26 protein-coding genes and 1 tRNA gene are annotated in these 26,201 nt (G+C 74.5%); 5 read left to right on the plus strand and 22 right to left on the minus strand.

Going from position 1 to position 26,201, the window contains the following annotated elements:
- Positions 1-13: 13 nt before the first annotated feature.
- Complete coding sequence (locus O7598_RS25160; RefSeq protein ID WP_269693738.1) at positions 14-370, minus strand: YkvA family protein; 357 nt, start codon at positions 368-370, stop codon at positions 14-16.
- Between the two features lie 130 nt (positions 371-500).
- On the opposite strand from O7598_RS25160, the gene O7598_RS25165 reads away from it, so the two are divergent.
- The 4 genes from O7598_RS25165 to O7598_RS25180 are packed head-to-tail and all read left to right on the plus strand — an operon-like array spanning position 501 to position 5,208.
- Entirely contained in the window at positions 501-1,547 is a 1,047-nt protein-coding gene (locus O7598_RS25165; RefSeq protein WP_269693739.1) for an SGNH/GDSL hydrolase family protein, read from the plus strand.
- Complete coding sequence (locus tag O7598_RS25170) at positions 1,544-2,362, plus strand: SGNH/GDSL hydrolase family protein (RefSeq protein WP_269693740.1); 819 nt, start codon at positions 1,544-1,546, stop codon at positions 2,360-2,362. Before O7598_RS25165 ends, O7598_RS25170 begins: the two co-directional genes overlap by 4 nt.
- Positions 2,363-2,420: 58 nt before the next feature.
- Complete coding sequence (locus O7598_RS25175; protein WP_269693741.1) at positions 2,421-3,683, plus strand: acetyl-CoA C-acetyltransferase; 1,263 nt, start codon at positions 2,421-2,423, stop codon at positions 3,681-3,683.
- A gap of 40 nt (positions 3,684-3,723) precedes the next feature.
- Complete coding sequence (locus O7598_RS25180; RefSeq protein WP_269693742.1) at positions 3,724-5,208, plus strand: CYTH and CHAD domain-containing protein; 1,485 nt, start codon at positions 3,724-3,726, stop codon at positions 5,206-5,208.
- Between the two features lie 245 nt (positions 5,209-5,453).
- Here the strand turns inward: O7598_RS25180 and O7598_RS25185 are convergent, their stop codons facing one another.
- The 18 genes from O7598_RS25185 to eno form a co-directional block, all read right to left on the minus strand.
- Positions 5,454-5,774: a hypothetical protein gene (locus O7598_RS25185; protein WP_269693743.1), complete on the minus strand. Its 321-nt coding sequence runs from the start codon at positions 5,772-5,774 to the stop codon at positions 5,454-5,456.
- A gap of 40 nt (positions 5,775-5,814) precedes the next feature.
- A complete protein-coding gene (locus O7598_RS25190; protein WP_269693744.1) occupies positions 5,815-6,648 on the minus strand; it encodes a Bax inhibitor-1/YccA family protein in 834 nt (277 codons plus the stop codon).
- Between the two features lie 110 nt (positions 6,649-6,758).
- Positions 6,759-6,839 (minus strand) — tRNA-Leu (locus tag O7598_RS25195).
- A gap of 1,982 nt (positions 6,840-8,821) precedes the next feature.
- Positions 8,822-10,156, minus strand: a complete 1,335-nt coding sequence (locus tag O7598_RS25200) for an NAD(P)/FAD-dependent oxidoreductase (RefSeq protein WP_091060634.1) — start codon at positions 10,154-10,156, stop codon at positions 8,822-8,824.
- 102 nt (positions 10,157-10,258) lie between these two features.
- The gene (locus tag O7598_RS25205) at positions 10,259-10,819 is read right to left on the minus strand and encodes a hypothetical protein (RefSeq protein WP_269693745.1); all 561 of its coding nucleotides are present in this window, start codon (positions 10,817-10,819) and stop codon (positions 10,259-10,261) included.
- Positions 10,816-12,180: a DUF58 domain-containing protein gene (locus O7598_RS25210; RefSeq protein WP_269693746.1), complete on the minus strand. Its 1,365-nt coding sequence runs from the start codon at positions 12,178-12,180 to the stop codon at positions 10,816-10,818. The genes O7598_RS25205 and O7598_RS25210 overlap by 4 nt, the downstream gene beginning before the upstream one ends.
- On the minus strand, positions 12,180-13,178 hold the full coding sequence (locus O7598_RS25215) for an AAA family ATPase (RefSeq protein WP_091060644.1): 999 nt from the start codon (positions 13,176-13,178) through the stop codon (positions 12,180-12,182). The genes O7598_RS25210 and O7598_RS25215 overlap by 1 nt, the downstream gene beginning before the upstream one ends.
- Positions 13,178-13,759, minus strand: a complete 582-nt coding sequence (locus O7598_RS25220) for a hypothetical protein (protein ID WP_269693747.1) — start codon at positions 13,757-13,759, stop codon at positions 13,178-13,180. Before O7598_RS25220 ends, O7598_RS25215 begins: the two co-directional genes overlap by 1 nt.
- On the minus strand, positions 13,756-14,493 hold the full coding sequence (locus O7598_RS25225) for a DUF4129 domain-containing protein (RefSeq protein WP_269693748.1): 738 nt from the start codon (positions 14,491-14,493) through the stop codon (positions 13,756-13,758). The genes O7598_RS25220 and O7598_RS25225 overlap by 4 nt, the downstream gene beginning before the upstream one ends.
- A 20-nt stretch (positions 14,494-14,513) precedes the next feature.
- Positions 14,514-15,227 (minus strand): uracil-DNA glycosylase, encoded by a 714-nt coding sequence (locus tag O7598_RS25230; RefSeq protein ID WP_269694970.1) that lies wholly within the window; start codon positions 15,225-15,227, stop codon positions 14,514-14,516.
- A 19-nt stretch (positions 15,228-15,246) separates the two neighbouring features.
- Positions 15,247-15,933, minus strand: a complete 687-nt coding sequence (locus tag O7598_RS25235) for a dienelactone hydrolase family protein (protein ID WP_269693749.1) — start codon at positions 15,931-15,933, stop codon at positions 15,247-15,249.
- Between the two features lie 254 nt (positions 15,934-16,187).
- The gene (locus tag O7598_RS25240) at positions 16,188-17,168 is read right to left on the minus strand and encodes an HAAS signaling domain-containing protein (protein ID WP_269693750.1); all 981 of its coding nucleotides are present in this window, start codon (positions 17,166-17,168) and stop codon (positions 16,188-16,190) included.
- Positions 17,165-17,497, minus strand: coding sequence for a PadR family transcriptional regulator (locus tag O7598_RS25245; RefSeq protein WP_269693751.1), 333 nt, complete (start codon positions 17,495-17,497; stop codon positions 17,165-17,167). Before O7598_RS25245 ends, O7598_RS25240 begins: the two co-directional genes overlap by 4 nt.
- Positions 17,498-17,565: 68 nt before the next feature.
- Entirely contained in the window at positions 17,566-18,507 is a 942-nt protein-coding gene (locus O7598_RS25250; RefSeq protein WP_269694972.1) for a Ppx/GppA phosphatase family protein, read from the minus strand.
- 42 nt (positions 18,508-18,549) lie between these two features.
- Complete coding sequence (locus O7598_RS25255; RefSeq protein WP_269693752.1) at positions 18,550-19,062, minus strand: amino-acid N-acetyltransferase; 513 nt, start codon at positions 19,060-19,062, stop codon at positions 18,550-18,552.
- 1 nt (position 19,063) lies between these two features.
- A complete protein-coding gene (locus O7598_RS25260) occupies positions 19,064-19,621 on the minus strand; it encodes a DUF501 domain-containing protein (protein ID WP_269693753.1) in 558 nt (185 codons plus the stop codon).
- A 22-nt stretch (positions 19,622-19,643) separates the two neighbouring features.
- Positions 19,644-20,279, minus strand: coding sequence for an FtsB family cell division protein (locus O7598_RS25265; RefSeq protein WP_091061481.1), 636 nt, complete (start codon positions 20,277-20,279; stop codon positions 19,644-19,646).
- A gap of 29 nt (positions 20,280-20,308) precedes the next feature.
- Positions 20,309-21,592: a phosphopyruvate hydratase gene (gene eno / locus O7598_RS25270; RefSeq protein WP_269693754.1), complete on the minus strand. Its 1,284-nt coding sequence runs from the start codon at positions 21,590-21,592 to the stop codon at positions 20,309-20,311.
- Between the two features lie 212 nt (positions 21,593-21,804).
- Between eno and O7598_RS25275 the strand changes: the two genes are divergently transcribed.
- Positions 21,805-22,497, plus strand: coding sequence for a hypothetical protein (locus O7598_RS25275; protein ID WP_269693755.1), 693 nt, complete (start codon positions 21,805-21,807; stop codon positions 22,495-22,497).
- Positions 22,498-22,500: 3 nt separating this feature from the next.
- On the opposite strand, the gene O7598_RS25280 is transcribed toward O7598_RS25275, so the two are convergent.
- From O7598_RS25280 to O7598_RS25290, 3 genes are all read right to left on the minus strand, one after another.
- Positions 22,501-24,120, minus strand: coding sequence for a DUF885 domain-containing protein (locus O7598_RS25280; protein WP_269693756.1), 1,620 nt, complete (start codon positions 24,118-24,120; stop codon positions 22,501-22,503).
- A 314-nt stretch (positions 24,121-24,434) separates the two neighbouring features.
- On the minus strand, positions 24,435-25,421 hold the full coding sequence (locus O7598_RS25285) for a nucleoside triphosphate pyrophosphohydrolase (RefSeq protein WP_269693757.1): 987 nt from the start codon (positions 25,419-25,421) through the stop codon (positions 24,435-24,437).
- Positions 25,418-26,173, minus strand: a complete 756-nt coding sequence (locus O7598_RS25290; protein WP_269693758.1) for a hypothetical protein — start codon at positions 26,171-26,173, stop codon at positions 25,418-25,420. Before O7598_RS25290 ends, O7598_RS25285 begins: the two co-directional genes overlap by 4 nt.
- Positions 26,174-26,201: the final 28 nt, after the last annotated feature.

Genomic DNA, 26,201 nt, shown 5'->3' on the forward strand with positions numbered 1-26,201 from the left:
AGCGTACGTGCCGTCAGGGCGTGACATGCCCGGGGATGACGGAGCTGCGACGTGCCTCCCACTCCAGGAACCGTTCGGTCTCGGCAAGCACGCTGCCGGCCAGCCAGGTGACCATGACCGCGTCGTCGGCCAGCCCGAAGATCGCCAGCGGGATCTCCGGCAGCAGGTCGATCGGGGAGACGACGTACGCCGCCGCCCCGGCCATCAGCGCCAGCCGCAGCCCGCCGTCGTACTCCCCGCGGCCGGTGGCCCGGATCATCCGGGGCAGCGCCGCCAACCGGGCGCCGAGCGACGGCCCGCCGCGCGCCCCGGCCGCCAACGCCCGGGCCAGCGCAGCGAACGCGGCGCTGCGCTTCAACGTCTTCCCCATGATTCCGCCCTTCTCCGCCGACCAGGGTGCGCCCCGGGGGCAAGCCCACCCCTCTGGTACCCAGAACGGCCGGCCGCCAGCCATCCGATCAAGGACAGCGACCGTCGTGCCGGCGCGATACTGTCGGCTCATGGGGGACGCTGGTTCCGTCGCGCCGGTCCACCGGCAGCGCGCCTGGCGGATCGCCCGCCTCGCGGCGATCGGCACGGGCGCCACGGTGGCGGCCACGGCCGCCACCGGCGGGGTGCTGCTCGGGCAGGCCCGGCAGGCCCGCCGCACCATCCCGATGGCCGAGGCCCCGCCGCCGCGCTGCGACGGCGTCTACGGCGCGCGCTTCCCCGGAACGCCGGTCACCGTGGTCGTCCTGGGTGATTCCTCCGCCGCCGGCTACGGCGTGCACCGACGCCGCGAGACGCCCGGGTCGCTGCTGGCCACCGGGCTGTCCCGCCGTCTGCACCGGCCGGTCCGCCTGCACCGGTTCGCGGTGGTGGGCGCCCTGTCGGCCGGCCTGAAGCCCCAGGTCGAGTCCGCGTTGGAGGTCGCGCCGGACGTCGCCGTGGTGCTGGTCGGCGGCAACGACGTCACCAACCGCACCCCGCCCGCGGTGGCCGTGCGCTACCTGGTCGACGCGGTCCGCGCGCTGCGCGCCGCCGGCTGCGAGGTGGTCGTGGGCACCTGCCCCGACCTGGGCACGATTCGGCCGATCCAGCCGCCGCTGCGGTGGCTGGCCCGGCGCTGGAGCCGCCAGTTGGCCGCCGCCCAGACGGTGGCCGTGGTGGAGGCGGGCGGCCGGACGGTCTCCCTGGGCGACCTGCTGGGGCCGCGGTTCGCCGCCGAGCCGGGCCGGATGTTCGCCTGGGACCGCTTCCACCCCTCCGCGGAGGGCTACGCCATGGCCGCGGCGGCGCTGCTGCCCACCGTGCTCTCCGCGCTGGGGGCGGTGCCCGAACGCAGGCCTTCGCTCGCCGGCCTGGAAGGCGTACGGTCGCTCCCGGAGGCCGCCCACGCGGCGGCCCGGCACGCCGGCACGGAGGTCAGCGGCGCCCAGCTCCGGGGTCGCGACCGCGGGCCCGGCGGGCGGTGGGCCCAGCTGCGCCGGCGGGCCTTCTTCGGCGTCGGCGCGGTGCCCCCGACCGGCACCGCCGCCGACTCGGCCACGCTGGAGGGAACGGCATGAGCGAGCGCGGATCGAACGAGGCGGCCCGGTGGGGCCGGGCCGCGGCCCTGTCGCTGCTGGCCGGCACGGTGGGCGGCGCGGCGGTCCTCGCCGGCCAGGCCATCGCCGCCCGCACCCGGGAGTACGCGCAGCCGGAGCTGGGGCTCGTGCTGCGGGCCACGGTCGGCCGGGCCGACGCACCACCGCTGCGGCTGGTGCTGCTCGGCGACTCGTCGTCGCTCGGCGTGGGCGTCGACCGGTTCGAGGAGACCATCGGCGGCCAGCTCGCCCACCTGCTCGCGGAGGGGCCGACCGGCCGGCGGGTGCACCTGTCCAGCGTCGGCGTCTCCGGGTCCCGCGCCACCGACCTGGCCACCCAGGTGGCCCGGGCGCTGCTCGGCGAGCGGCCGGACGTGGCGGTGGTCCTGATCGGGGCGAACGACGCCACCGCGTTGAGCCGTCCGGCCGACGCGGCGGCCTACCTCGGCTCGGCGGTCCGCCGGCTGCGCGAGGCCCACGTCGAGGTCGTCGTGGGCACCTGCCCCGACCTCGGCGCGGTGCGCGCGGTCGCCGCCCCGCTGCGCCAGGTGCTCGGCTGGTCCGGGCGGCGGATGGCGCGGGCCCAGACGGTGGCCGTGCTCGACGCCGGTGGGACGGTGGTCGACCTGGGCACCGAGACGGGTCCGGTGTTCCGGGCCGACGCCGGCACGCTCTGCCACGACGGCTTCCACCCGTCCGCCGACGGCTACCGGGTCTGGGCACACGCCCTGCTCCCGGCCGTCGAGGCGGCGGCCACCGTCGCGTTCCGGCACCACCGCCGCCCGCCTGCGGGGTGACATTTCCCGCCCGCCGCGCGGCTTCCACGGCAAGTTACCCGCGGGTTAACGTTGGTTCATGCCGATTGAGTCGCCCCGCGACGCCGTCATCGTCGCCACCGCCCGGTCCCCCATCGGTCGCGCGTTCAAGGGTTCCCTGCGCGAGGTCCGCCCCGACGACCTCGCCGCCACCATCGTCCAGGCCGCCCTCGACAAGGTCCCGGCGCTCGATCCGACCACCATCGACGACCTCTACCTCGGGTGCGGCCTGCCCGGCGGCGAGCAGGGCTTCAACATGGCTCGGGTGGTCGCCACGCTGCTCGGCCTGGACGGGCTGCCCGGTGCCACGCTGACCCGCTACTGCGCCTCCTCGCTGCAGACCACCCGGATGGCGATGCACGCGATCCGGGCCGGCGAGGGCGACGTGTTCGTCTCCGCCGGCGTGGAGATGGTCTCCCGGTACGCCCGGGGCAACTCGGACACCCTGCCGCCGGAGGCGAAGGCGCTGGTCGGCGGCGGCTGGGAGAACCCGCGCTTCGCCGGGGCGCACGAGCGGTCGAAGGCCCGCGCGCAGGGCGGCGCCGAGGTGTGGACCGACCCGCGGGAGTCCGGCGAACTGCCGGACGTCTACCTCGCCATGGGTCAGACCGCGGAGAACCTGGCCCAGGTGCACGACATCACCCGTGAGGACATGGACGCGTTCGGCGTCCGCAGCCAGAACCTGGCCGAGAAGGCGATCGCGGACGGCTTCTGGGCCCGCGAGATCACCCCGGTCACCACGCCGGACGGCACGGTGGTCGGTGCCGACGACGGCCCGCGCGCCGGGGTGACCCTGGAGGCGGTGTCCGGGCTGAAGCCGGTATTCCGCCCGGACGGCCGGATCACCGCCGGCAACTGCTGCCCGCTGAACGACGGCGCCGCCGCCGTGGTGATCATGAGCGCCGAGCGGGCGTCCGAGCTGGGGCTCACCCCGCTGGCCCGGATCGTCTCCACGGGCGTCACCGCGCTCTCCCCGGAGATCATGGGCCTCGGCCCGGTCGAGGCGTCGAAGCAGGCGCTGAAGCGGGCCGGCATGACCATCGACGACGTCGACCTGGTCGAGATCAACGAGGCGTTCGCCGCCCAGGTGATCCCGTCGTACCGGCAGCTCGGCATCCCGGAGGAGAAGCTGAACGTGATGGGCGGCGCGATCGCGGTCGGCCACCCGTTCGGCATGACCGGCGCCCGGATCACCGGCACCCTGCTCAACGCGCTGGAGTGGCACGACAAGACCATCGGTCTGGAGACCATGTGCGTCGGCGGCGGCCAGGGCATGGCCATGGTGCTCGAACGCCTGAGCTGAGGCCGGTTCACCACGGCCCGCGCCGGGTACCGGAACCCGCATGGCGACCGTCGTGGAACGGGAGCGCAAGTTCTCCGGCGACGACGGGTTCCGGCTGCCCGATCTGACCGGGTGCGGTGGCGTCGTGACGGTGTCCGACGCCACCGCCTCGGATCTGGACGCCGTCTACTGGGACACCGACGACCTGCGCCTGCTCCGCAGCGGGCACGCGTTGCGGCGGCGTACCGGTGGGCACGACGCGGGCTGGCACCTGAAGGTGGGCACGGTCGGCGGTGCCCGGGTCGAGCACCAGTTCCCGGCCGGGGCGGCCGACGCCGGCCCGCCGCCCGAGCTGGCCGCGTTGATCCGAGGCGCGTCCCGGGGCCGGCCGGTCGCCCCGGCGGCCCGGGTCGTCAACCACCGTCGGGAACGCCGGCTGCTGGACGCGGACGGTCGGGTGCTGGCCGAGGTCGCCGAGGACGACGTCCGCGCGGAGGACCTGGTCGACGGTGTCGCGCAGGCCTGGCACGAGATCGAGGTCGAGCTGGTCGACGGCGACGAGGACCTGCTCGACGCGGTGGCCGCCCGGCTGGCCGGGGCCGGCGCCCGGGAGGTGCCGGTCAGCAAGTCCCACCGCGCGGTCGCCGGACGCCTGGCCGGCGTCGGGGACGGCGCGCCCGCCGGCCCGGCCGGGCCGGTCTTCGGGTACGCCCGGGAGCAGCGGGACGCGATCGTCGGCAATCACGCGGCGGCGTACCAGGGGGACGAGGACGCGGTCCACGACATGCGCGTGGCGGTCCGCCGGCTGCGGGCCACCCTGCGGACGTTCCGCGGCCTGTGGGACCGGCGGGAGAGCGAGGCGGTCCGTGCCGAGCTGCGGTGGCTCGGCGGCGAGTTGGGCCGGGTCCGCGACATCCAGGTGATGGCCGCCCGGCTCGACACGGCGGTGCACGACCTGCCGGACGAACTGGTGCTCGGCCCGGTCCCGGCGCGGATCGGCGAACGGTTCGCGGCCGACCTGGCCCGGTCGACCACCGCGCTGCGGGCGGCCCTGGACGCCGACCGCTACCCCGACCTGCTGACCCGCCTGGACCGGCTGGTCGAGGCCCCGGGCGGCGAGGTCGACCGCCGTTGGGTGGACCGGCGGATCCGGCGCGCGGTGCGCCGGGCCGACGACCGGTTGGACGGGGCCCTCGCCGTCGGTGGGCCGGCCGGCGACGTTGCGCTGCACGAGGCGCGCAAGCGGTACAAGGCGGCCCGGTACGCGGTCGAGGTTCGCGAACCCGCCGTGGGCGGCCCGGCCGCCCGGCTGGTCAAGCGCCTCAAGAAGCTCCAGAACCTGCTCGGCACCCACCAGGACTCGGTGGTGACCCGGGAGGTGCTGCGCCGGCAGGCCCTCCAGGCGTACACCGAGGGCGAGAACACGTTCACCTACGGCGTGCTGCACGCCCGGCAGGCCGAGGCCGCCGGGCACGACCTGCCGGCGGTCGTCCGGGCGCGGGACCGGGCCCGGCGCCGCAAGGTACGCCGCTGGCTGCGGCGCTGAGGACGGCGGTCGGACCACGACACATGGTGCCCTCTGCACCGCCTTTGGAGCTGATATCAGAAACGACTCGGCCGTCGCCGGAACACCCGCCGCCACCGGGTGTTTCATCGGTGGCCGTGGTCGCCGGGTCGGTCACGTGGCGGCCGGCCTCGACGCCCGGCACCGTGAGTCGTTCCCGACATCAGCTCGAAAGGCATTCGCCAGCACCGGCCGCCGGGCCGGCAGGGCCGGTGAACCGACCAGAGCTAGAGGGCGGAGCGGGTGCGGGTCACGGCCTCGACGGCGCCGGCCAGCACCGGCTCCGGCGGGGCTGCCAGGGTCAGGTCGGCGGCGACCACCCGGAGCTGGTCGGGCAGGGCCAGGTCGCTGGGGAGACGGGGCACCTCCCGGCGCGGCTCGCCGGCCGCGTCGGCGGCCAGGTTGGCGATCTCCTGGACCAGCTTGTGCACCAGGTCCGCCCGGGACACGTTGCCCGCTTCGGCCGGTGCCGACCAGCGCGGCTGCTGCCAGTGCCCGACCTGTCGGACCAGCAGGGCCACCGCCCGGTCCAGCTCCGCTGCGCTCATCGCCGCCGAGTCTACGGGGGCGATGAGCGCAGCGGGACGGTCAGTCGTCGCCCTGGAAGTAGCTGAGCAGCCGCAGGATCTCCAGGTAGAGCCAGACCAGGCCGACCACGATGCCGAACGCGGCGGTCCAGGCGTAGCGCTGCGGGAGCCCCATCCGGACCCCCTCCTCGATCTGCGCGAAGTTGAGCACGAAGCTCAGCGACGCGACCACGATGCAGACCAGGCTGAAGCCGATCGCGAGCGGGCTGCCGTCGCGCAGGTGCGTGTTCACCCCGAACAGGGACAGCACCAGGTTGACCAGCATGACGCCGAACAGGCCGGCGATGATCGCCACCATGATCCGGGCGAACTTCGGGGTGGCCCGGATGATCCGCGCCTTGTAGATCATCGCCATCAGGAAGAAGACGCCGAAGCTGGCCGCCACCGCCTGGAGCACGATGCCGTCGTAGAGCGCGTTGAACGCCTTGCTGACCATGCCGACGAAGACGCCCTCGACGATCGAGTACGCCACCACGAGCGCCGGGTTGGCCATCCGGGAGAACGAGATGATCAGGCCGAGCGCCAGGCCGACCACCGCGGCGCCGATCCAGGCGACGCCGACCAGGGCGTCCGGCACCAGCACCCAGGCCGCGGCGGCCGAGGCACCGAGGATGGCCAGCATCAGGACCGTCTTGACGACCACGTCGTCGATGGTCATCGGGGTCACGGCGGGCGGAGCCACCGGCTGGCCGTAGCCGCCCGGGTAGGGCTGCTGCTGCGGGTACTGCTGGGGGTATCCGGGCTGACCGTACGGCCCGGGCTGGGCGTACCCGGCCGCCCGCTCACGCTCGGCCGCCTGGCCGAGCCGGGCGAGCACCGGGTTCGTGGACTTCACTTCTCAGGCCTCCCTCAGGGGGTCGTTCGCACGTAGACGTGCGTCTCCAGGGTAGACGGGGCGCACACACCGCGTGCGGCGCGAGGCTGTGGGAAAGCTGAGAGTTCGGGTGCCCGGGGCGGGGGTCGAACCCGCACGCCTTTCGGCAGCCGCTTTTAAGGCGGCCGTGTCTGCCGTTCCACCACCCGGGCGGGTGACACCGGCGCGCCGAGGAGCGGCGGTGCAGATCTCACCGTAGCGGCTGCGCCGCGCCGCGGCGTACCCCGACGGGTGCGGCCGATAGGGTCGGGGCCGTGACCAGCGCCGCCCGCGCGGCCCCCGGGCCCGACCGCGACCAGGCGGTCCGCCCCGCGACGGCGGTCGCCACCGCGCGGGCGGCCCGGCTGCGGGCCGCCGCCCGCCGACACCGCGCGGACCTGCTGGTCGGGTTGCTGTTCGTGGCGTTCGCCGGCTGGCTCACCCACGGCCTGTGGCCCGCGCCGGGCACCCGGATGCTCGCCCTCAACCCCGCCGACCAGACGCTCTACGAGTGGTTCCTGGCGCTCGACGCCCGGGCGCTGCGCGGCGACCTCGGCCTGGTCACCGACCGGCTCAACGCGCCCGACGGGGTCAACCTGATGGCCAACACCTCGGTCCTCGCGCTCGGCGTGCTGCTCGCCCCGGTCACCCTGGCGTTCGGGGCGCCGGTCACGTTCGCCCTGCTGGTCGCGGGCAACCTGGCCGGCACCGCGGTCGCCTGGTATCTGCTGTTCACCCGGACGCTGCGCGCCCACCGGCTCGCCGCCGGTCTCGGCGCGGCGCTCTGCGGCTTCGGGCCCGGCATGGTCTCGCAGAGCAACGGTCACCTGCACATGACCGCGCAGTGGCTGGTCCCGGTGCTGGTCTGGCTGGTGGTCCGGCTGCTGCGGGCCGCCGACCCGGCCGGCCGGGCGGACGGCCCGGACCGCCGCCGGGGGGCCACCTCGGTGGTCGGGCTGGCCGCCACCGTCTGCGTCGGCGTCTTCGTCGGCGAGGAGGTGCTCTTCCTCACCGCGCTCACGCTGGCGGTGATGGCCGTCGCCTACGGGCTGGCCGACCGGGACCTGGCCCGCCGGACGCTGCCCGGCTTCGCCGGCGGGCTGCTCTGCGCCGCCGGGCTGGCGCTGCCGGTGCTGGCGTACCCGCTCTGGGTGCAGTTCGCCGGTCCGCAGGGCGTCGCGGACGGCATGTTCCCGGCGGCCTACTTCTCCGCCGACCTGGCCGGCTGGACCCGGCTCTCCGCGCTGTCGGTCCTCGGCAGCCCCGACTCGGTCCGGCTGACCACCGGTCCGGCCGAGTTCACCACGTTCCTGGGCTGGCCGCTGCTGCTGGTGGCGGCCGGGTGCGCGGTGTGGTCGGGGCGGCGACCGCTGGTGCTCGCCACCGTGGCCGGGGCGCTGGTCGTGGCCGCGTTCGCGCTCGGTCCCGAGGTCGTGGTCGGCGGGGAGCGCACCGGCGTACCCGGCCCGTACGCGCTGCTGGACGGCCTGCCGGTGGTCGACGGCGCGCTGCCGACCCGCTTCGCCCTGGCGGTGCTGCCGCTGGTCGGCACCCTGCTCACGCTCGCCGTGCACCGGGCGCTGCACGAGCCGGGTCCGGCCCGCCGGCTGGTGCCGTTCGCGGTCGGCGCGGCGCTGCTCAGCGTCTTCCCCGCGCCGCTGCCCACCGTCGACCGGCCGCCGCTGCCCGAGTTCGTCACCGGCGGCCACTGGCGTCAGTGCGTACGCCCCGGCGGGGTGCTGGTGCCGGTGCCCACGGCCACCCCGCAGCAGCCCGGGCCGATGCGCTGGGCCACCGCCACCGGCGTCGGGTTCGGCATGCCGGAGGGCTTCTTCATCGGCCCGTACGGCCCCGACGGCTCCGCCACCATGGGCACCTGGCAGCGCCCCACGTCGGTCCTGCTCGCCGAGGTGGCCCGGCGAGGCGTGGCGCCGGCGGTCGGCGACCGGCAGCGCCGCCAGGGACGTCGACGCCTGGGGCGCGTCCTGCGTCGCGCTGACCGACGACGCCCCGCACGCGGAGTTGCTGCGCCGCACGTCGGAGGCGCTGTTCGGGCCGGGCACCCGGGTCGCCGACGCGTGGACCTGGCGGTTCTGACCGGCCCGGACACGACGAAGGGCCCCTCCCGTGCGGGAAGGGCCCTTTCGCGTACGCCTCAGACGCGCGCCGCGCCGACCGGCGGGGCGGACGCCTCGGAGAACTCCTCGCGCGGGTCGTGCAACTGGCCCAGCGCGACCACCTCACGCTTGAGGAAGAACGCCAGCGACCAGTCGACCACCACCCGGACCTTGCGGTTGAACGAGGGGATCCGCGACATGTGGTACGTCCGGTGCATGAACCACGCCGGCCAGCCGGTCATCTTGACGCCGTAGACCTGCGCCACGCCCTTGTGCAGGCCGAGGCTGGCGACGCTGCCGGCGTGCTTGTGCTTGTAGTCGACCGGCTCGCGCCCGCGGACCACGTTGACGATGTTGTCGGCCATCCGCGCCGCCTGCCGCACCGCGTGCTGGGCGCTCGGCGAGCAGAAGTTGCCCGGCTCCTTGGTGAGGTCCGGCACGGCGGCGCAGTCACCGGCGCTCCAGGCGCCCTCGACCACCCGGTCGCCGTCCACGATCTGCAGCGTCGGCCGGCAGGTGACCCGGCGACGCTCGTCACGCGGGAAGTCGGTCGCGTCCAGCATCGGCGACGGCTTCACGCCGGCGGTCCAGACGATGGTGTCGGACGGGAAGCTGTCGCCGTCGGAGAGCTTGACCACCCCGTCGACGCAGGACTCCAGCCGGGTGTCCAGCCGGATGTCCATGTTCCGCTTCATCAGCTGCTGCACCGTGTAGGCACCCATGTCCCGGTCGACCTCGGGCAGCACCCGCTGGGTCGCCTCGACCAGCACCCAGCGCATCTCCTCCGGCTTCAGCTCCGGGTAGTAGCGCAGCGCGTCGCGGGCCATGTCCTCCATCTCGGCAAGCGCCTCGATGCCGGCGTAGCCACCGCCGACGAAGGTGAACGTCAGCGCGCGACGGCGGACCTCCGGGTCGGTCGTGGCGGCCGCCACGTCGAGCCGGTCCAGCACGTGGTTGCGCAGGAAGATGGCCTCGCCGATGGTCTTGAACCCGATGCCGTTCTCGTGCAGGCCGGGGATCGGCAGGGTGCGGGAGACCGAGCCGGGGGCGACCACCACGTGGTCGTACGGGATCTCCCGGGCCGGGCCGCTGATCGGCTGCACCACGGCGGTCTTCCGCTCGTGGTCGATCCGGGTGACCGTGCCGGCCACCACCGTGCACTTGCGCAACTCCCGCCGCAGCGGCACCACAGCGTGCCGCGGGGAGATGTTGCCGGCCGAAGCCTCCGGGAGGAACGGCTGGTACGTCATGTGCGGCTGGGGGTCGACGACGACCACCTCGGCCTCACGGGAGCTCAGCTTCTTGGACAGGCGCAGAGCGGCGTACAGGCCAACGTGCCCGGCACCCACGACAAGGATCCGCTTCGGATTCACGTCATCCATCTTTCCCCGGCCGGCTCCGGTAATACCGCGCGAGACCCCCTTCTGTGACGGAGCACAACCGGTGTGACCTGCGCAACGCTCCGCCGCGTCCCGTCATCTGCGACGCAGCAGCCACCCCAGCAGGGCGCTCAGACCCACCGCGACCAGCAGCCCGGCCACGGTCGCCGCCTGCGAGCCGCCGGTCCCGCCGACCCCACCGAACCAGGCCAGCACGACGCCGAGCACGGCGCTCGCCAGCACCACCCCGCCGGCGCGGGCCAGCCACCGCAGCACCAGGTCCGGGTCGATCAACCCGTCGTAGGGCAGCAGCGCGGCGAGCGCGCAGAGCGTGTGCGCCAGATAGAGCAGCGTGGCCACGGCGAGCAGCCGCCACAGCGCCGGCGGCCGGTCGTAGCCGAGCGTGGCCAGCAGCCAACCGGCGACCGTCACCAGCGCGGCGAAGGTCGGCCAGAGCCGGCGCGGCCCGACCGCCGGCAGCACCGCGGCCACCGCCAGGGCCAGCAGCGCCCGCGGCGCCAACATCTGCACCGGGTACGCGAGCAGGAAGCCGGCCAGCACGACCAGGAAGATGCCGCCGCGCACCAGCAGCGGCAGCGCGCTGACCCGCGCGGCCCGGTACCGCAGCCCTCGGGCCCGCTCGACGATCGTGTTCATCGCATTCCCGCCTTCGGGGCGGTCGCCAGCCGCGACACGTCCCGCAGCACCTCGTCGAGGCTGCCCGCGCCGGCCCAGCGCACCACCGGCACCCCGTGCTCGCGCAGCTGGCCGATCATCGTGTCCCGGTCCAGCCGCCACAGCCGGTACGCCACCTCGGCCCACCCGCGGTCCTTCGGCACCGGCAGCTCGGCCGGCAGCGTGTCCACCGCGACCACGAACCGCCCACCGCGGGCCAGTCGGGCCAGCATCTGCGCCGAACGCTCGTCCAGCAGCGGGGTGAGCACCACCACGAGCGCGTCCGAGGAGAGCACCTGCGGACCGAAAACCTGGTCGTACGGCTCGTGCGGGGAGGAGTCGGCGTGCACGTCGAGCAGCCACTCCAGCACTGTCACGTACTGGCGGCGACCGGTGGCCGGGCGCAGCCGCCGGGCGGCCGGACCGTACTCCAGCAGCGCCACCCGGTCACCCCGGTGCAGGTAGTGCTCGGCGATCGCGGCGGCGGCCCGGACCGTGGTGTCGAGCACCGACGCCGGCCCGCTCACGCCGCCGGAGCGGCCCGCCTCGGCCAGCACGTCCAGCAGCACCACGACCTCGGCGTCCCGGTCGGAGAGAGTGGCCGCGACGTGCAGTTGGCGGGCCCGCAACGACACCCGCCAGTCGATCCGGCGCAGCCGGTCCCCGGGCGCGAAGACGCGTACCCCGGCCAGCTCGCCGCCCTCCCCCGGCCGCCGCGACCGGTGGCCGCCGACCAGCCCCGCGGCCCGGGGCATCGCCTCGACCGCGTCGAACGGCTCGGTGCGCGGGTAGACCCGGGCCCGGATCGAGTCGGTGATCACGGCCCGGGACACCAGCAGCCCGTCGGCGGCGGCGACCCGCACGCCGGCCGGGCCGAACGGGTGCCGGCCCCAGCGCAACGCGGTGCCGGTCAACTCCAGGTCGACGGCGCTGCCCGGGGGCACGGAGGTGACGAACGGCCGGTCCGCCCCGCCGGAGCGGCTCACGTCCAGCCCGGCGCCGCCGAAGCCGACCTGCTCCACCCGCAGCCACTGCGACATCCGGGTCCGCACCACGGCCATGTCGTAGGCGACCTGGTCCGGGTTGGCGACCGCCACCGTGGCGGCCATCGGCGAGCCCTCGACCAGGTGGGTGTCGGCGACACTCAGCTCCAGCTCGGGCTGGGCGGCCGGCCGGCGGCGCAACCCGTACGCGGTGCCCAGCGCGAACGGCGTGGCCAGCACCACCAGGTCGATCCGGCCGAGCAGCACGGCCGCGACGACGAGCACGCCGGTGAGCAGCACGGCCCGGCCGAGTGCCCAGGTGGGCGCCCAGCCGCCCGCCGGCTCGGCCCGCGCGTCCATCAGCGGCCGGCGGCGTAGCTGGGCAGCGCGCCGCTGGCCGGTGCGGGCGTCGACTCGAGCACCTCGCCGACCACGAACGACGGGTCCACCCGGCGCAGCCACATCTCCGGCCGCAGCGTGATCCGGTGCGCCAGCGCGGGCGCCGCCACCGCCTTCACGTCCTCCGGCACCACGTAGTCCCGGTTGGCGAGCACCGCCCGCACCCGGGCCAGCAGCAGCAGCGCCAGCGAACCGCGCGGCGACGCGCCGACCAGCACGGACGGGTGGTCCCGGGTGGCCGCCGTGAGCGCCACGATGTAGCGGCCGATGGAGTCCTCGACGACCACGTCCTCCAGCGCGGCCTGCATGGCGCGCACCGTGCCGGCGTCCACCACCGGCTTGATCTCGGCCTCCTCGCGGCGACGGGCGATGCGCCGGCGCAGCACCTCCCACTCCTCGTCGTGGTTCGGGTAGCCGAACGAGACGCGCAGCAGGAACCGGTCGAGCTGCGCCTCGGGCAGCGGGTAGGTGCCCTCGTACTCGATCGGGTTGGCGGTGGCGAGCACGTGGAACGGCTCGTCCAGCCGGTAGGTCACGCCCTCCACCGAGACCTGCTTCTCCTGCATCGCCTCCAGCAGCGCCGACTGGGTCTTCGGCGGCGTCCGGTTGATCTCGTCGGCGAGCAGCAGGTTCGTGAAGAGCGGGCCGGCCCGGAAGGAGAAGTCGCCGCTGCTCTGGTCGTAGAGGAAGGAGCCGGTGACGTCGGCGGGCAGCAGGTCCGGGGTGAACTGGAGCCGGCGGAAGTCCAGCCCGAGCGCCTGCGCGAAGCAGCGTGCGGTGAGCGTCTTGCCCAGGCCGGGCAGGTCCTCCAGCAGCACGTGACCGCCGGCGAGGATGCCGGCCAGCACCAGTTCCAGCGCCTCGCGCTTACCGACCACGACGGTGCCGACCGCGTCCAGGACGGCCCGGGCGAGCCGGCCCACCTCGGCGGGGGGCATGCTCCGGTCCACGTCGTTCATCAGAGTTTCTCCAGTTCGGCGACGATCGCCGCGAGGTCGCGCGGCGTCGGGGGGCGGCGGGCGGGGGTGCCGAGGAACGTCCAGAGCGGCTCGCCCAGCAGGGCGCGGGCGCGCGCCGGGTCGGAATCGCGGGTCACGCCGTGGCGTTGGCGCAGCCGTTCGTCGGCCAGCTCACCGAGGCGGGGCAGCACCCGCTCGGTGAACCGCTCCCGGTTGTCGGCGCACCAGTCCAGCGGCCGTTCCCAGCCGTTGATGGCGGTCCGCAGCGCGTCCCGGGCGGACCAGTTCCAGCTGCCGGGCTCCTCACCGGCGGGGGCCCGGGCGCCGGCGCGGGGCGGCGGCGGGGGCGAGAGCGCGGCGGTGACCCGGCGTACGGCGAGCACGGCGAGCACGCCCGCCACGATGATCCAGATGGGCACGCTCAGCCCGACGGCGCGCAGGACGACCAGGATCACCGCCACGACGGCGGCGGTGACCAGCACGGTCCGCAGCAGCCCCCGCGCCCGGCCACCGGAGGGCCGTTCGGCCCGGCCGGTGGGCTCCTCGCCGGTGCCGAGCAGGTCGTCGATGCTGGTGCTCATGTCGGGCTCACCTCGCCCGCCACCACGCTCGTCAACTCGCCGCGCAGCCGACGCAGCGCCGCCCGGGCCTGGTCGCGGGTGCGCTCGTCGACGTCGCGGGTGGCGTAGCGGGCCTCCCGGTAGACGTGCGCGAACCCGTCCAGCACGTCGGCGCTCGCGATCGCCGGAATGCCGGCCTCGGCGTCGCCGCGCAGCAGCCGGCTGACCAGGTCGGTGGGGGTGTCGCCGGTCTGCCGGGGCACCCCGGCGTCCTCGGCGGCCTCCTCCAGCCGGACCCAGCAGGCGATCACCGCGGTGCGCGGGTCGGTGGCGCGGTCGTCCAGTTCCTCCAGCCCGGCGTCCAGGGCGGCCACCACCTCACGGGCGGTGCCCTCGGCGGTACGCCGGGTGCGCCGGACCGGCACCGCGCGGGTGGTCCGGCGCAGCGCGCCGCGTACCACGCTGAACAGCACGTAGCCGACGGCGCCCAGCACGACCGCGAAGAGCAGCGCCACGGCGGCGGTGGCCAGCCAGTCCGGCACACCGCCCGACGTGGACTCGGCCGCCTCCCGTGGTTCGACCGGGATCGAGGGCGGCGCCTCGGAGGGATAGTCCGGGACGTACGGGATGGTGTCCGCCGCGGGCGGGATCCGGCTGGCACCGATGGCGGAGTGACCGGCGGCGAGCGCGGCGACCGCGAGCAGCGCCGCCACCGCGACGACCGGCCACCACCTGCGCAGCACGCCGAAAACCATCCCACCGCCTCAGGTGTTCCTCAGTCCACCCCGGCCAGGTGCTTCGCCCGGGTGAACACGTCGTCCAGCATCGAGGGCGTGAGCCGGCCGGTGAACGTGTTCTGCTGGCTGACGTGATAGCAGCCGAGCACCGCCGGTACGGACTCGCCGGACCAGTGTGCCCCATGGCCGAACGCCGGTCGCGGTGTGGGCGGGCGCTGTCCGTACACGTGACGTAGCACCGGCCACCACGCGGCCCAGGCGAACGCGCCCAGCGCGACCACCACGCGCAGCGTGGGGCGTACCAGTTCGACCTCGCGGTGCACCCACGGCGCGCAGGTGTCCCGCTCGGCCGGGGTGGGTTTGTTGTCCGGCGGCGCGCAGCGGACGGCGGCGAAGATGCGGGTGTCCCGCAGGGTGAGGCCGTCGTCGGCGGCCACGCTCGTCGGTTGGTTTGCCAGCCCGGCCCGGTGCAACGCGGCGAACAGCACGTCGCCGGAGCGGTCCCCGGTGAAGATCCGGCCGGTGCGGTTGCCGCCGTGCGCGGCCGGCGCCAGACCGAGGATGGCGATCCGCGCGTCCGGCGGGCCGAGGCCCGGCACCGGTCGCCCCCAGTAGTGCTGGTCGCGGAACGCGGCCCGCTTGACCCGGGCCACCTCCTCCCGCCAGGTGACCAGGCGCGGGCAGGCGAAGCAGTCGCTGACCGCGCCGTCGAGGTCGGCCAGGTCGGTCGCCCGCGCCGCGCGGGCGACCACCTCCGCGGGGGTACGCGTCTCAGCCAAGCTTGGCCCGGAACAGTTCCAGGGTGCGGGCCCACGCGGTGGCGGCGGCGCGCTGGTCGAAGTGTTCCGGCCGGTCCTCGTTGAAGAACGCGTGCGCGGTGCCCGGGTAGTCGAACGTCTGGCAGGTGCCGCCGGCGGCCTCGATGGACCGGCTGACGCTCTGCACGCCGTCGGCGGCGGAGAGGCCGTCCGCCTCGGAGCAGTGGACGAGCGACGCCTTCCCGGCGTAGCCGGGCCAGTCGGTGGGCATGCCGTCCCAGGGCAGGCGCGGGTAGAAGCCGGCGGTGGCGACGATCCGCTCGGAGAACGTGCCGGACCACAGGGCGAGGCTGGCGCCGGCGCAGAACCCGGCGCAGCCCACCTTGCCGGCCACCTCGGGCCGGTTCGCCAGGTATTCGGCGGCGGCGGCGATGTCGCTGGCCGCCTCGTCCATCTGGGTGCTGTTCAGGATCTGCCGGGGCTCGGTCGGCTTCACGGCCGGGCCGCCGTGCCGGAAGTCGGGCGCGAGGGCGACGAAGCCGGCCTCGGCGAAGCGGTCGACCACGGCCCGTACGTGGGGCACCAGGCCCCACCAGTCCTGGATGACGATGACCGCCGGGCTGGCCACACCGCCGGAGGGTATCGCGAGATACCCCTCGCTCGTCCCCCCGTTGCCGGTGAAGCTCACCATCTCGCCCATGGGCCGTCCTCCTAGCGGTCAGTCAACGTTGGCTGGTCGCACAGTTGGCTGTTACGTGCCGGTAGCGTGCCATGCGGTCACCGGCCCGGGGAAGACGGAAGAACAGTGGCATTCACCTCCTGTGGACCCACCCGGGCGGGAGGGCCTTCGGCGGCGACGCGGCGGGTGTTCGTCGAGACGCCTGTCGAGCTGATGCCGTGGACGACTCAGCTCGACAGGCGCGGGTCACCGGTGCCCGGACCGGGCCGACCGACTCAACGTGTCGGCGTCGGCACCGGCGTTCCGGGCGTGCCGGTCGCCGTCGGCGCGGGCGTGCCGGTCACCGTGGGTTCGGGAGTGCCGCCCGGCGCGGAAGTGCCGCTCGGCGCGGGCGCCGGCGGAGCTGCCGGCGCGCCGAACGGGGCGCGCATGGCGCAGTACGGGTAGGCGTTGCGCGGCGCGGGCACGTTGCCGGACGAGTCCACGCAGTTCGGCCAGCCGAGCCGGATCGGCACACCGTTCTGGTCGAAGAGCTGGGCGTCGCGGATCAGCCGTCCCTGCTGGTCGTAGACGTAGACGTCCTCGATCCGGTCGAGCCGCCGGTCCACGGAGGTCTGCTGGTAGTCGGCGTACATGTCTTCGCGGGCGTTCCGGTGGACGTCGGCGAGCACCGCGAAGGAGAAGACCACCAGCACGGCCGTGCCCAGCAGATACAGTCGTCGCGGCCAGCCGGTGAAGCCGTCGGAGTGGCGGCCGAGCCACAGCGACGCGACGACCGCGGCAGCCAGCAGCGCCAGCCCGCCCAGCGCGCTGCCCTCGAGGCGGGGCAGCAGGCCGACCCGACCGCTGTCGGTCATCTCACCGATGAGCAGGGCGGCCAGCCAGCCGCGCAGCAGCCACCAGGCCGGGCGCAGCGAGCGCACGAAGTCCGCCACCCGGGCCTGCCCGACCAGCGGCCCGAGCTGACGGTCGAGCAGGCGTACCTGGGTGGCGGCCCGGTCCCGGGCACGGGCCAGCCGGGGCAGGCGGACCGGTCGCCGTCCCGGCTCCGCGCCGGCCGCGCTGCGCAGCTCCGCCGCGTACGCCTCGGGCGCGCCGAGCCGGTCGACGAGCGTGCCGTCGCCCTCGGCGGCCACCTCGGCGAGGTGCTCCGGAAGGTCCTCGGTCAACTCGTCCCGCAGCGCCGGCGGGAGGTCGGCGAGCGCGTCCCGCACCCGGTCGACGTAGTCCGTGATCTCCTGCCCAGTGACGGTCATGCCGCCATCCCCCGATCGTCGAGCAGTGCGTCCATGGTGGTGGCGAACGAGCGCCAGGTCTTGCCGGAGCGGGTGAGCTGGTCCCGCCCGGAGGCGTTCAGCGCGTAGTACTTGCGGTGTGGGCCGGACTCGCTGGGCACCACGTAGGTGGTGAGCAGGCCGGCGGCGAAGAGTCGGCGCAGGGTGCCGTAGACCGAGGCGTCACCGACCTCGGTCAGGCCGGCCTCGCGCAGCCGGCGCAGGATGTCGTAGCCGTAACCATCCTCGTCCTTCAGTACGGCGAGCACGGCCAGATCGAGGACACCCTTGAGGAGCTGCGTCGTATCCACGCTCCGCACACTACTGCGCATTCCGCAGTACCGTCAACAACACCGCACCGGTGGGCGACGGGCGGGCGTCACCGTCCGGGCTGGGCGAGGCTCCAGGCGATGCCGTCGAGGATGTCGTGCTCGGAGGCGACCACCGACGGCATGCCGGCCCGCTCCATGATGATCCGCAGCACCAGCGCGCCGGCGCCGATCACGTCGGCCCGGCCGGGGTGCATCACCGGCTCGGCCAGCCGCTGCTCCCGGGTGGCGCCGAGCAGGTAGTCGGTCACCGACACCACCCGCTCGTACGGCACCCGGGCGTGGTGGATGCGGCCCGGGTCGTACTCCTTGAGCCCTTCGGCCAGGGCGACCACGGTGGTGACCGAACCGGCGAGCCCGACCAGCGTGGCGGCCTCCCGGCCGGGCACGGCGGCCAGCGCCCGGTCCACCGCCGCCGCGATGTCCGCCTCGGCGGCGGCGATCTCCGCCGGGCTGGGCGGGTCGCCGTGCAGGTGCCGCTCGGTCATCCGGACGCAGCCGATGTCCACCGAGATCGCCCCGCGCACGCCGTCGGTGCGGGTGCCGACCACGAACTCGGTCGAGCCGCCGCCGATGTCGACCACCAGGTACGGCGGCTCGGCGTCGGCGGGCAGGCCGCGCACCGCGCCGGTGAACGACAGCCGGGCCTCCTCGTCGCCGGTCACCACCTCCGGCGGCACGCCGAGAGTCCGTTCCACCATGGCCCGGAAGTCGGCGGCGTTGGAGGCGTCACGCGAGGCCGAGGTGGCGCACATCCGCACCCGGTCGACGCCGGCCTTCTCGATCTCCGCCGCGTAGTCGGCGAGTGCCACCCGGGTCCGCTCGATCGCCTCGGGGGCGAGCCTGCCGGTGCGGTCGACGCCCTGACCCAGCCGCACGATCTCCATCCGCCGGCTGACGTCCACCAGCGGCGCCGACGACCCGGCGGACTCTTCCGGCAGGTCGGCGATCAGCAGCCGGATCGAGTTGGTCCCACAGTCGATGGCCCCCACGCGCACGCTCACGCCGTCACCCTACGGCAGGCCCGACCCGCCCTACAGGCGCAGCAGCATGCGGGTGTTGCCCAGGGTGTTGGGCTTGACCCGCTCCAGGTCGAGGAACTCGGCGACACCCTCGTCGTAGGAACGCAGGAGCTGCTCGTAGACCGGCTGCGGCACCGGAGCGCCGTCGATCTCGCGGAAGCCGAACGCGCCGAAGAAGCCGGTCTCGAAGGTCAGCACGAAGATCCGGGCGACCCCCAGCTCGCGCGCCGCGTCGATCAGCTCGCCGACGATCCGGTGCCCGAGCCGCTGCCCCCGGCAGGACGGGTCGACCGCCACCGTACGGATCTCGGCCAGGTCCTCCCACATGACGTGCAGCGCGCCGCACCCGACCACCGTGCCGTCCGGCGTCGCCGCGACCCGGAACTCCTGCACGTCCTCGTAGAGCGTCACGGTCGCCTTGCTGAGCAGCCGCCGGTCGTCGGTGTAGGTGTCCACCAGCCGGCGGATGCCGCGCACGTCGGCGGTGCGGGCACGGCGGACCACGACCTGGTCGACGGTGGTCATCTCACTCCCCGGCGGGCACGTCCACGCAGGGGCCGGCGGCCCACCACTTCTCCACCAACGCCAGCGTCTCGTCGCCGAACGGGTTCACCCCCGGGCCGGCGGCCAACGCGTGACCGAGGTGCACGTGCAGGCACTTCACCCGGCCGGGCATCCCGCCGGCCGAGATGCCGGCGATCTCCGGCACCTCGCCGATCGCGTTCCGGCGGCCGAGGTAGTCCTCGTGCGCGGCCCGGTAGCGGGCGGCCAGCTCCGGGTCCTCGGCGAGCCGGTCGGCCATCTCCTTCATCAGCCCGGCCGACTCCAGCCGGCTGCACGCCGCCGTCGCCCGCGGGCAGGTCAGGTAGAACAGCGTCGGAAAGGGCGTGCCGTCGGCCAGCCGGGGCGTCGTCTCCACCACGTCGGGCAGGCCGCACGGGCACCGGTGGGCGACCGCGCGGGTGCCGCGCGGCGTGCGTCCGAGCTGGGCGCCCACCGCGGCCAGGTCGGCCTCGGTGGCCGGTCGGCGCTCCGGCGGGGGTACGGAGTCCGCCGCCGGATCCTGCGGTGGTTCGACGCTCACAGGTAATGCCTCTCGGGGTAGCTCACTTGTCGGGGCGCTCGGCGTTGGCCGCCTGCACGCTCGACCACAGGGTGTCGTACCAGGGGTCGGGCGGCTTCGGCGGCCCCGGCTTCGCGCCCTTCCCGGCGTCCTTGGCGGCGCCGTCCGGGTCGGAGAGCACCACCAGCAGGGTCTCGCCGGGCTTGCCCATGAAGAACCGTTCCCGGGCCTGCGTCTTGACGTACTCCGGGTCCTTCCACTTGGCCGCCTCGGCGGTCAACCGGTCGATCTCGGCCCGCTGCGCGGCCTGGGAGGCCTCCATCCGCTCGATGTCGGCCTGCTGGTCGAGATAGACCCGGACCGGGTAGGTGTAGGCCAGGGCGAGCGCGATGAGCACCGCGAACAGCACTGTGGCGCGCCCGGTGAAGCGCCGGGGTTGGGGTGCGGTGAGCCGCTTGACCGGGCCGCCGGCCGCGCTGCGCCGGGCCGCGCCCGGACGGTTCGCGGAGCGTACGCCCTCGGTGGCGCGGGACGCGGCGGGTGACCGCCCGGCGGCGCGCGTCTCCGCGCGGACCCCGCCGTCGCGGGCCGTGGACCGGACCCGGGCGCCGCCCGCCCGGCCGGCCTGACCCGGCCGACGGGCGGGCCGCTGGCCACCCGGTGTGCGGCGCTGCTGCATCGTCACACCCCTCCCCCGGAGCGCTGGCCTCAGGCCGAACGGTAACGCGGGAACGCGCCGGCGCCGGCGTACCGCGCCGCGTCGGCCAGCTCCTCCTCGATCCGCAGGAGCTGGTTGTACTTCGCGACCCGGTCGGAACGGGCCGGGGCGCCGGTCTTGATCTGGCCGCAGCCGGTGGCGACCGCCAGGTCGGCGATGGTGGTGTCCTCGGTCTCGCCGGAACGGTGGCTCATCATGCACTTGAAGCCGGCCCGGTGGGCCAGGTCCACGGCGTCGAGCGTCTCGGTGAGCGAGCCGATCTGGTTGACCTTGACGAGCACCGCGTTGGCGGACCGCTCGGCGATGCCCCGGGCGATGCGCTGCGGGTTGGTCACGAACAGGTCGTCGCCGACGATCTGGATCCGGTCGCCCAGCGCGGCGGTCAGCGTGGCCCAGCCGCTCCAGTCGTCCTCGGCCAGCGGGTCCTCGATGGACACGATCGGGTAGTCGCCGGCGAGCTTGGTGTAGTAGTTGCTCATCTCCTCGGCGCTCTTCGCGCTGCCCTCGAACGTGTAGGTGCCGTTGTCGAAGAACTCGGTGGCGGCCACGTCGAGCGCGAAGACGATGTCGGTGCCGAGCCGGTAGCCGGCCTTCTCCACCGCCTCGGCGATCAGGTCCAGCGCGGCGGCGTTGGTGGGCAGGTTCGGGGCGAAGCCGCCCTCGTCGCCGAGGCCGGTCGACAGGTCCTTCTTCTTCAGCACCGACTTCAGCGCGTGGTAGACCTCGGCGCCGGAGCGGACCGCGTCCCGGAACGTCGGCGCGCCGATCGGCGCGATCATGAACTCCTGGATGTCGACGTTCGAGTCGGCGTGCGCGCCACCGTTGAGGATGTTCATCATCGGCACCGGGAGCAGGTGCGCGTTCGGGCCGCCCAGGTAGCGGAAGAGGCTCAGCTCGGCGCTGCCGGCGGCGGCCTTCGCCACGGCCAGCGAGACGCCGAGGATGGCGTTGGCGCCCAGCTCGCCCTTGTTGTCCGAGCCGTCGATGTCGATCATCTTCTGGTCGATCAGCCGCTGCTCGCTGGCCTCGTAGCCGATGAGCTGGTCGACGATCCGGTCCTCGATGTTGGCGACGGCCTTCTCGACACCCTTGCCCAGGTAGCGGTCCTTGTCGCCGTCGCGCAGCTCGACCGCCTCGAACGCGCCGGTGGAGGCGCCGGACGGCACCGCGGCGCGGGCGATCGTGCCGTCGTCGAGCCCGACCTCGACCTCGACCGTCGGGTTGCCCCGCGAGTCCAGGATCTCCCGGGCGACAATTCCCTCGATGGTTGCCACTGAGTCGCTCCTCGTTTGTGTGTGCCGGTCCGGTTCGGGCCGCGACGGTGCGGCTGAGGCAGGTGTTGAACGCAGCGTATCGGTCCCCGCCCTCGCGCATGCCGCTCGGGGCGGACCCCACCGCGGCGAATGAGACGGACATTCCCGCTTTACCGGTCGTCAACCGGCAACCGGTTTGCGAGAGGTTGCGTCGATCGACAAGGCTGGGCATCATGCCTGCCGCCTCGACGACTCTCCGCGTGCTCGCCGCCTCGGTCATCGCGTCGCTCTCGGTCACCGGCTGCCAGACGCTCGACGACGCCGGCGTCGCACTCGGACGGGCCGACCTGGTCAACGACCTCGCCGCGCGGATGGACCGGGCGCTGGAACAGACCTGGGCCGCCGACTACCAGCTCGCCGGCGGCCGGACCGCCTCGATCGCGCAGACCGCCAAGCCGCTGCGCTCCACCTACACCTGGCCCGGCGGCAAGATCACGGTGACCCAGGAGGCGGTGACCCGGTGCGCGAGCACCGCCGCCCGCACCTCCTGCACGGTGTCGCCGCCGGTGCTCACCGCCGGCAAGCCGTCGGTGATCGTCTACGACGAGGCCCGCAAGCAGGGCCTGGTCACCCCGCCGGCGGTGATCCGGCTGCTCACCGACGCGGCGCTGGAGCCCGACGCGGTCATCAAGCAGAGCGACACCACCCTCGCCGGGCACCACGCCACCTGCGTGGACGTCGCCGACGCCGGGGAGCGCTTCGCCACCTGCGTGACGACCGAGGGGGTGCTGGGCAGCTTCACCGGCACACTCGACGGCAAGGCCGCCGAGGTGACGCTGAGCCGCTACACCGAGACGGTGGAGGCCGCCACGTTCGACCCGCCGGCGGGCGCCGGCGTGGTGGACCGGCGCACCAGGACGTCCTGACCCTCACACCCCCAGCAGGGTGCGCAGGTGACGCGGCGGTGGGCAGTCGTGCGACAGCATCGCGTCGTGCCAGTCGCGTACCGACACGCCGTCCGGCCGGGCCGCGGCGATGCCGGCCATCTCGCTGTAGCCGACGAAGTAGGTGGAGAGCTGGGTGGAGGTGAGCAACGCGCGCCGCCACTTGCCGGCCGCCTCACCCTCCTCCTGGAATCCACGCCCGGTCATCAGCGCCATCGCCTCGGCCTCGGGCAGGTCGTCGCAGTGCACGAGCTGGTCGAGCAACGCGTTGATGGTCATCCGGAGCTGCATCTTGAGCTGCTGCAACCGCACCGGCAGCCCACCGAAGCCCAGCCCGGCCATCAGCTCCTCGGTGTAGACCGCCCAGCCCTCGATGAACACCCCGGACTCGGTGAGCGCGCGCACCCGGGTCGGACCGGCGTAGCGGCGGGCGTGGGCGAGCTGGAGGAAGTGACCGGGCATCGCCTCGTGCACGGTCAGGTTGCGGATCATGTGGTCGTTGTACTCCCGGTAGAACGACTCGACCCGCTGCGCCGGCCAGTCCGCCGGGGTGGGCGCGATGCAGTAGAACGTCGGCACGTCGGCGGTCTCCAGCGGGCCCGGCGAGTCGCAGTAGGCCACCGCCACGCCCCGGGCGAACTCCGGCATCTCCTGGATCACGCACGGATCCGCTACCAGGCTCACCAGGTCGTGGTGGCGGACGAAGTCGCTCGCCTCGTCCAGCGTGACCGAGGCCAGATCCACGATGGTGGCGTCGTCCGGGTGCTCGGCGGCGAGCAGGTCCAGCGCGCGGCGTACCGTCTCGTCGTCGGCCGGGCCACCGACCAGCTCGACCGCCGCCGCCCGGATCTCCTCGGTGACCCGGTCGAGGTTGGCCCACGCGCGGCGCTGCACCTCGGCGGCGCCCAGCTCGGTGTCGAGCGTGTGCCACAGCCGCGCCTCCCAGCGCCGCCGGCCCAGCCGCGGGTCACGCCCCGGGCCGGCGTCCGCCGCCAGCCCCGCCCGCAGCCACGCCACGAACTCGTCCAGCGCCGCGATCGCCGCGGTGGCCGCCGGCCCCACCCGGTCGCGCAGCGCCGGCGCCTGCGCGAGCAGCGCCGGCACCTCGTCGCGAACCAGCGCCGCCGCGCCGGCGAACTGCCCGATCGCCGTCTCGGCGTGGACCCGCGGCATGTCCCGCAGCGTCGCGCGCGCCGTCGCCAGCGCGTCGGGTACGGCGTCGAGGCGCCCGGCGAGGTGGCTGAGTCGCTCGTCGACCGGGGCGTAGGGGCGGGCCAGCAACGCGTGCAGCAGCGGACCGGGATTGTGCCGCAGCGGATCCCACTCGTGGCCGCGGATCTCGGTGGCCTCGAACAGCGCCCGGTCCACCAGGCTGCTGAGCAGCGCGTGGTCGACGCCCTCGTCGAGGTCGAGCACGTCCGGGTCGATCTCGGAGAGCGCGTCGGCCGCGTCCTTCAGCATCGCCCGGTCGGCGGCGAGGGCATCTTCGGAGAGGTCGGGCAGGCGGTCGTCGTAGCGGTGGTCCCCGGCGGAGGTGGCCAACCCGGGTCGGCTCTCCAGCAACGCCTCCACGATCCGCTCCGCGAGCGGCACGAACGCTTCCATTCCCCGCACCCTACCGACCACCCCCGACGTCCCTCGCCCCTCACGCACCCGGCCCGGCCCGGCTCGGCTCGGCTCGGCTCGGCTCGGCTCGGCTCGCGAGATCTTGGAAGGAAATGGCCCCTCCAGGGGCACATTCCTTCCAAGATCTGCAGATTTCCCGAGAAGGACGACCACCCCGGCACCACTCGGGCCCGCGATCTTGCAGTTGCCGCCCCCCTTATGCCCGACTAAGCCGATTCGCCGGGGCCGGAACTGCAAGGTCGACGGCGGCTGGAAACGCTCGCGTGGGGGCGGGAAGGGCTTCGAGGGGTGGGTCAGGGCTGGTCGGGGGTGGCGCGTTCGGCGGCGCGGACCGCCTCGGCGTACGCCAGGGTGGCGCGGCGCAGCGCCGCCTCCGGGTCGATGCCGGCCTGTCGGGCCGCCGCGACGGTGGCCAGCAGGCTCGCACCGAGCCGCGCCTCCGGGTCCACCTGCGACTCGGCGAGCGGCGGCGGCACCGCCAGCCCCACCCGACCGGCGCGGTCCAGGACCTTCGCGGCCAGAGCGAGCGCGGGCTGGCTCAGCGCGATGCCGTCGAGCACCGACTCACGGGTCTTCTCGGCCCGCTTGATCCGCTCCCAGTTGGCCTCGATCTCCTCGATCGTGCCGGCCTGCTCGCCGGAGAACACGTGCGGGTTGCGCCGGACCATCTTGTCGACCAGGCCGCCGGCCACGTCGTCGACGGTCCAGCTCTTCCCCTCCGGCAGGTCCTCGGCCAGCCGGGCGTGCAGCAGCACCTGGAGCAGCACGTCACCCAGCTCCTCGCGGAGCGCGTCGGTGTCGTCGGCGCTGATCGCGTCGTACGCCTCGTAGCACTCCTCCAGCAGGAACGCGGCCAGGCTGCGGTGGGTCTGCGCCCGCTTCCACGGATCGCCGCCCGGAGAGGCCAGCCGGTCCATCACCTCGACCGCGTCCAGGAGCCGGGCGCCGGGCGGGTCCCAGGAGCCGTACATCAGCTCCAGCTCGGCCAGGCCCGGCTGGCGGGCCAGTCGCAACCCCAGCTCACGGGCGAGCGTCTCGTCGCCGGTCGGGCCGGCCAGCCACACCGCGCCGCCGTGCGTCGCGGCGGCGTCCAACAACGCCTGCGTCGCACCCTCGGTCACCACGCGCACCTCGGCGCCGGCCGTCCGGACCGCCCGGGTCAGCTCACCGTCGACGCCGGTGAGGACCGGGGCGGAGCGTACGGCGTCCCAGGCGGCCGAGGTCAGCAGGCCGGCCGGCAGCCGGGGCGAGGTGACCAGCAGGACGATGCGCGCGGTCATGCGCCGGGCGCCGCCGACGGCTCGACCACCGGCACCGACTCACCGGTCTCCGGCTCCGGGGTGGAGATGTCGGTGACCGACGAGCCCGGCTCGCCCAGCGGCACGGAGACCGCCGGCACGTCGCCCTTGAAGGTGAGCACCGGGAAGGCCAGCGGCCGGTAGCGCGGGTTGACCGAGACGTCGTACCCGTCGATGGCGTCGGCGAGCGCCTTGCGGGTGGCCAGCGCGGAGCGGAGCTGATCGCCGTCGAGCTGGCCGGCGGCGTCGGCGTCCGAGACGTCCGGCGGGATGGCGCCGGCGGCGCGGCCGGCGGCGATCACCGTGGCCAGGTCCTCCTTGGAGGGGGCGGTCGACTCGCCCACCGGCACGCCGGAGACGCAGGTGTAGAACTCGGCCACCTTCTTCGGGTACGCCGCGCCGGCGGGCAGCCCGAGCTGCTGGGCCACCTGCTCCGGCGTCACCTGGGTCTTCGGCTGGTAGCCCTTGTCGGCGGAGAGTTCCTTGCACACGTCCGACAGCACCAGGGTGGCGACCACCTGGTCGCGGGGCGGCAGCAGCGCGTCGGCCTGCGGGGCGGTGGCCGGCTGGCTGGACAGCCCGTCCCGGGCCTCGTCGAGGATCGAGGTGACCTGGTCCTCGGTGACGCGGTGGTCACCGATGTAGGCGGCGACCCCCGGCTCGGTACGGCAACCGGAGAGGGCGACGAGGCCGACCGCCACGCTGGCGACGGCAACAAGACGGCGAGCACGCATGACGGTCACTCTCTCACGCCCCGCAGTC

Origin of the sequence: Micromonospora sp. WMMC241 (genome assembly GCF_027460165.1) — a bacterium.
GTDB lineage: Bacteria > Actinomycetota > Actinomycetes > Mycobacteriales > Micromonosporaceae > Micromonospora > Micromonospora humi.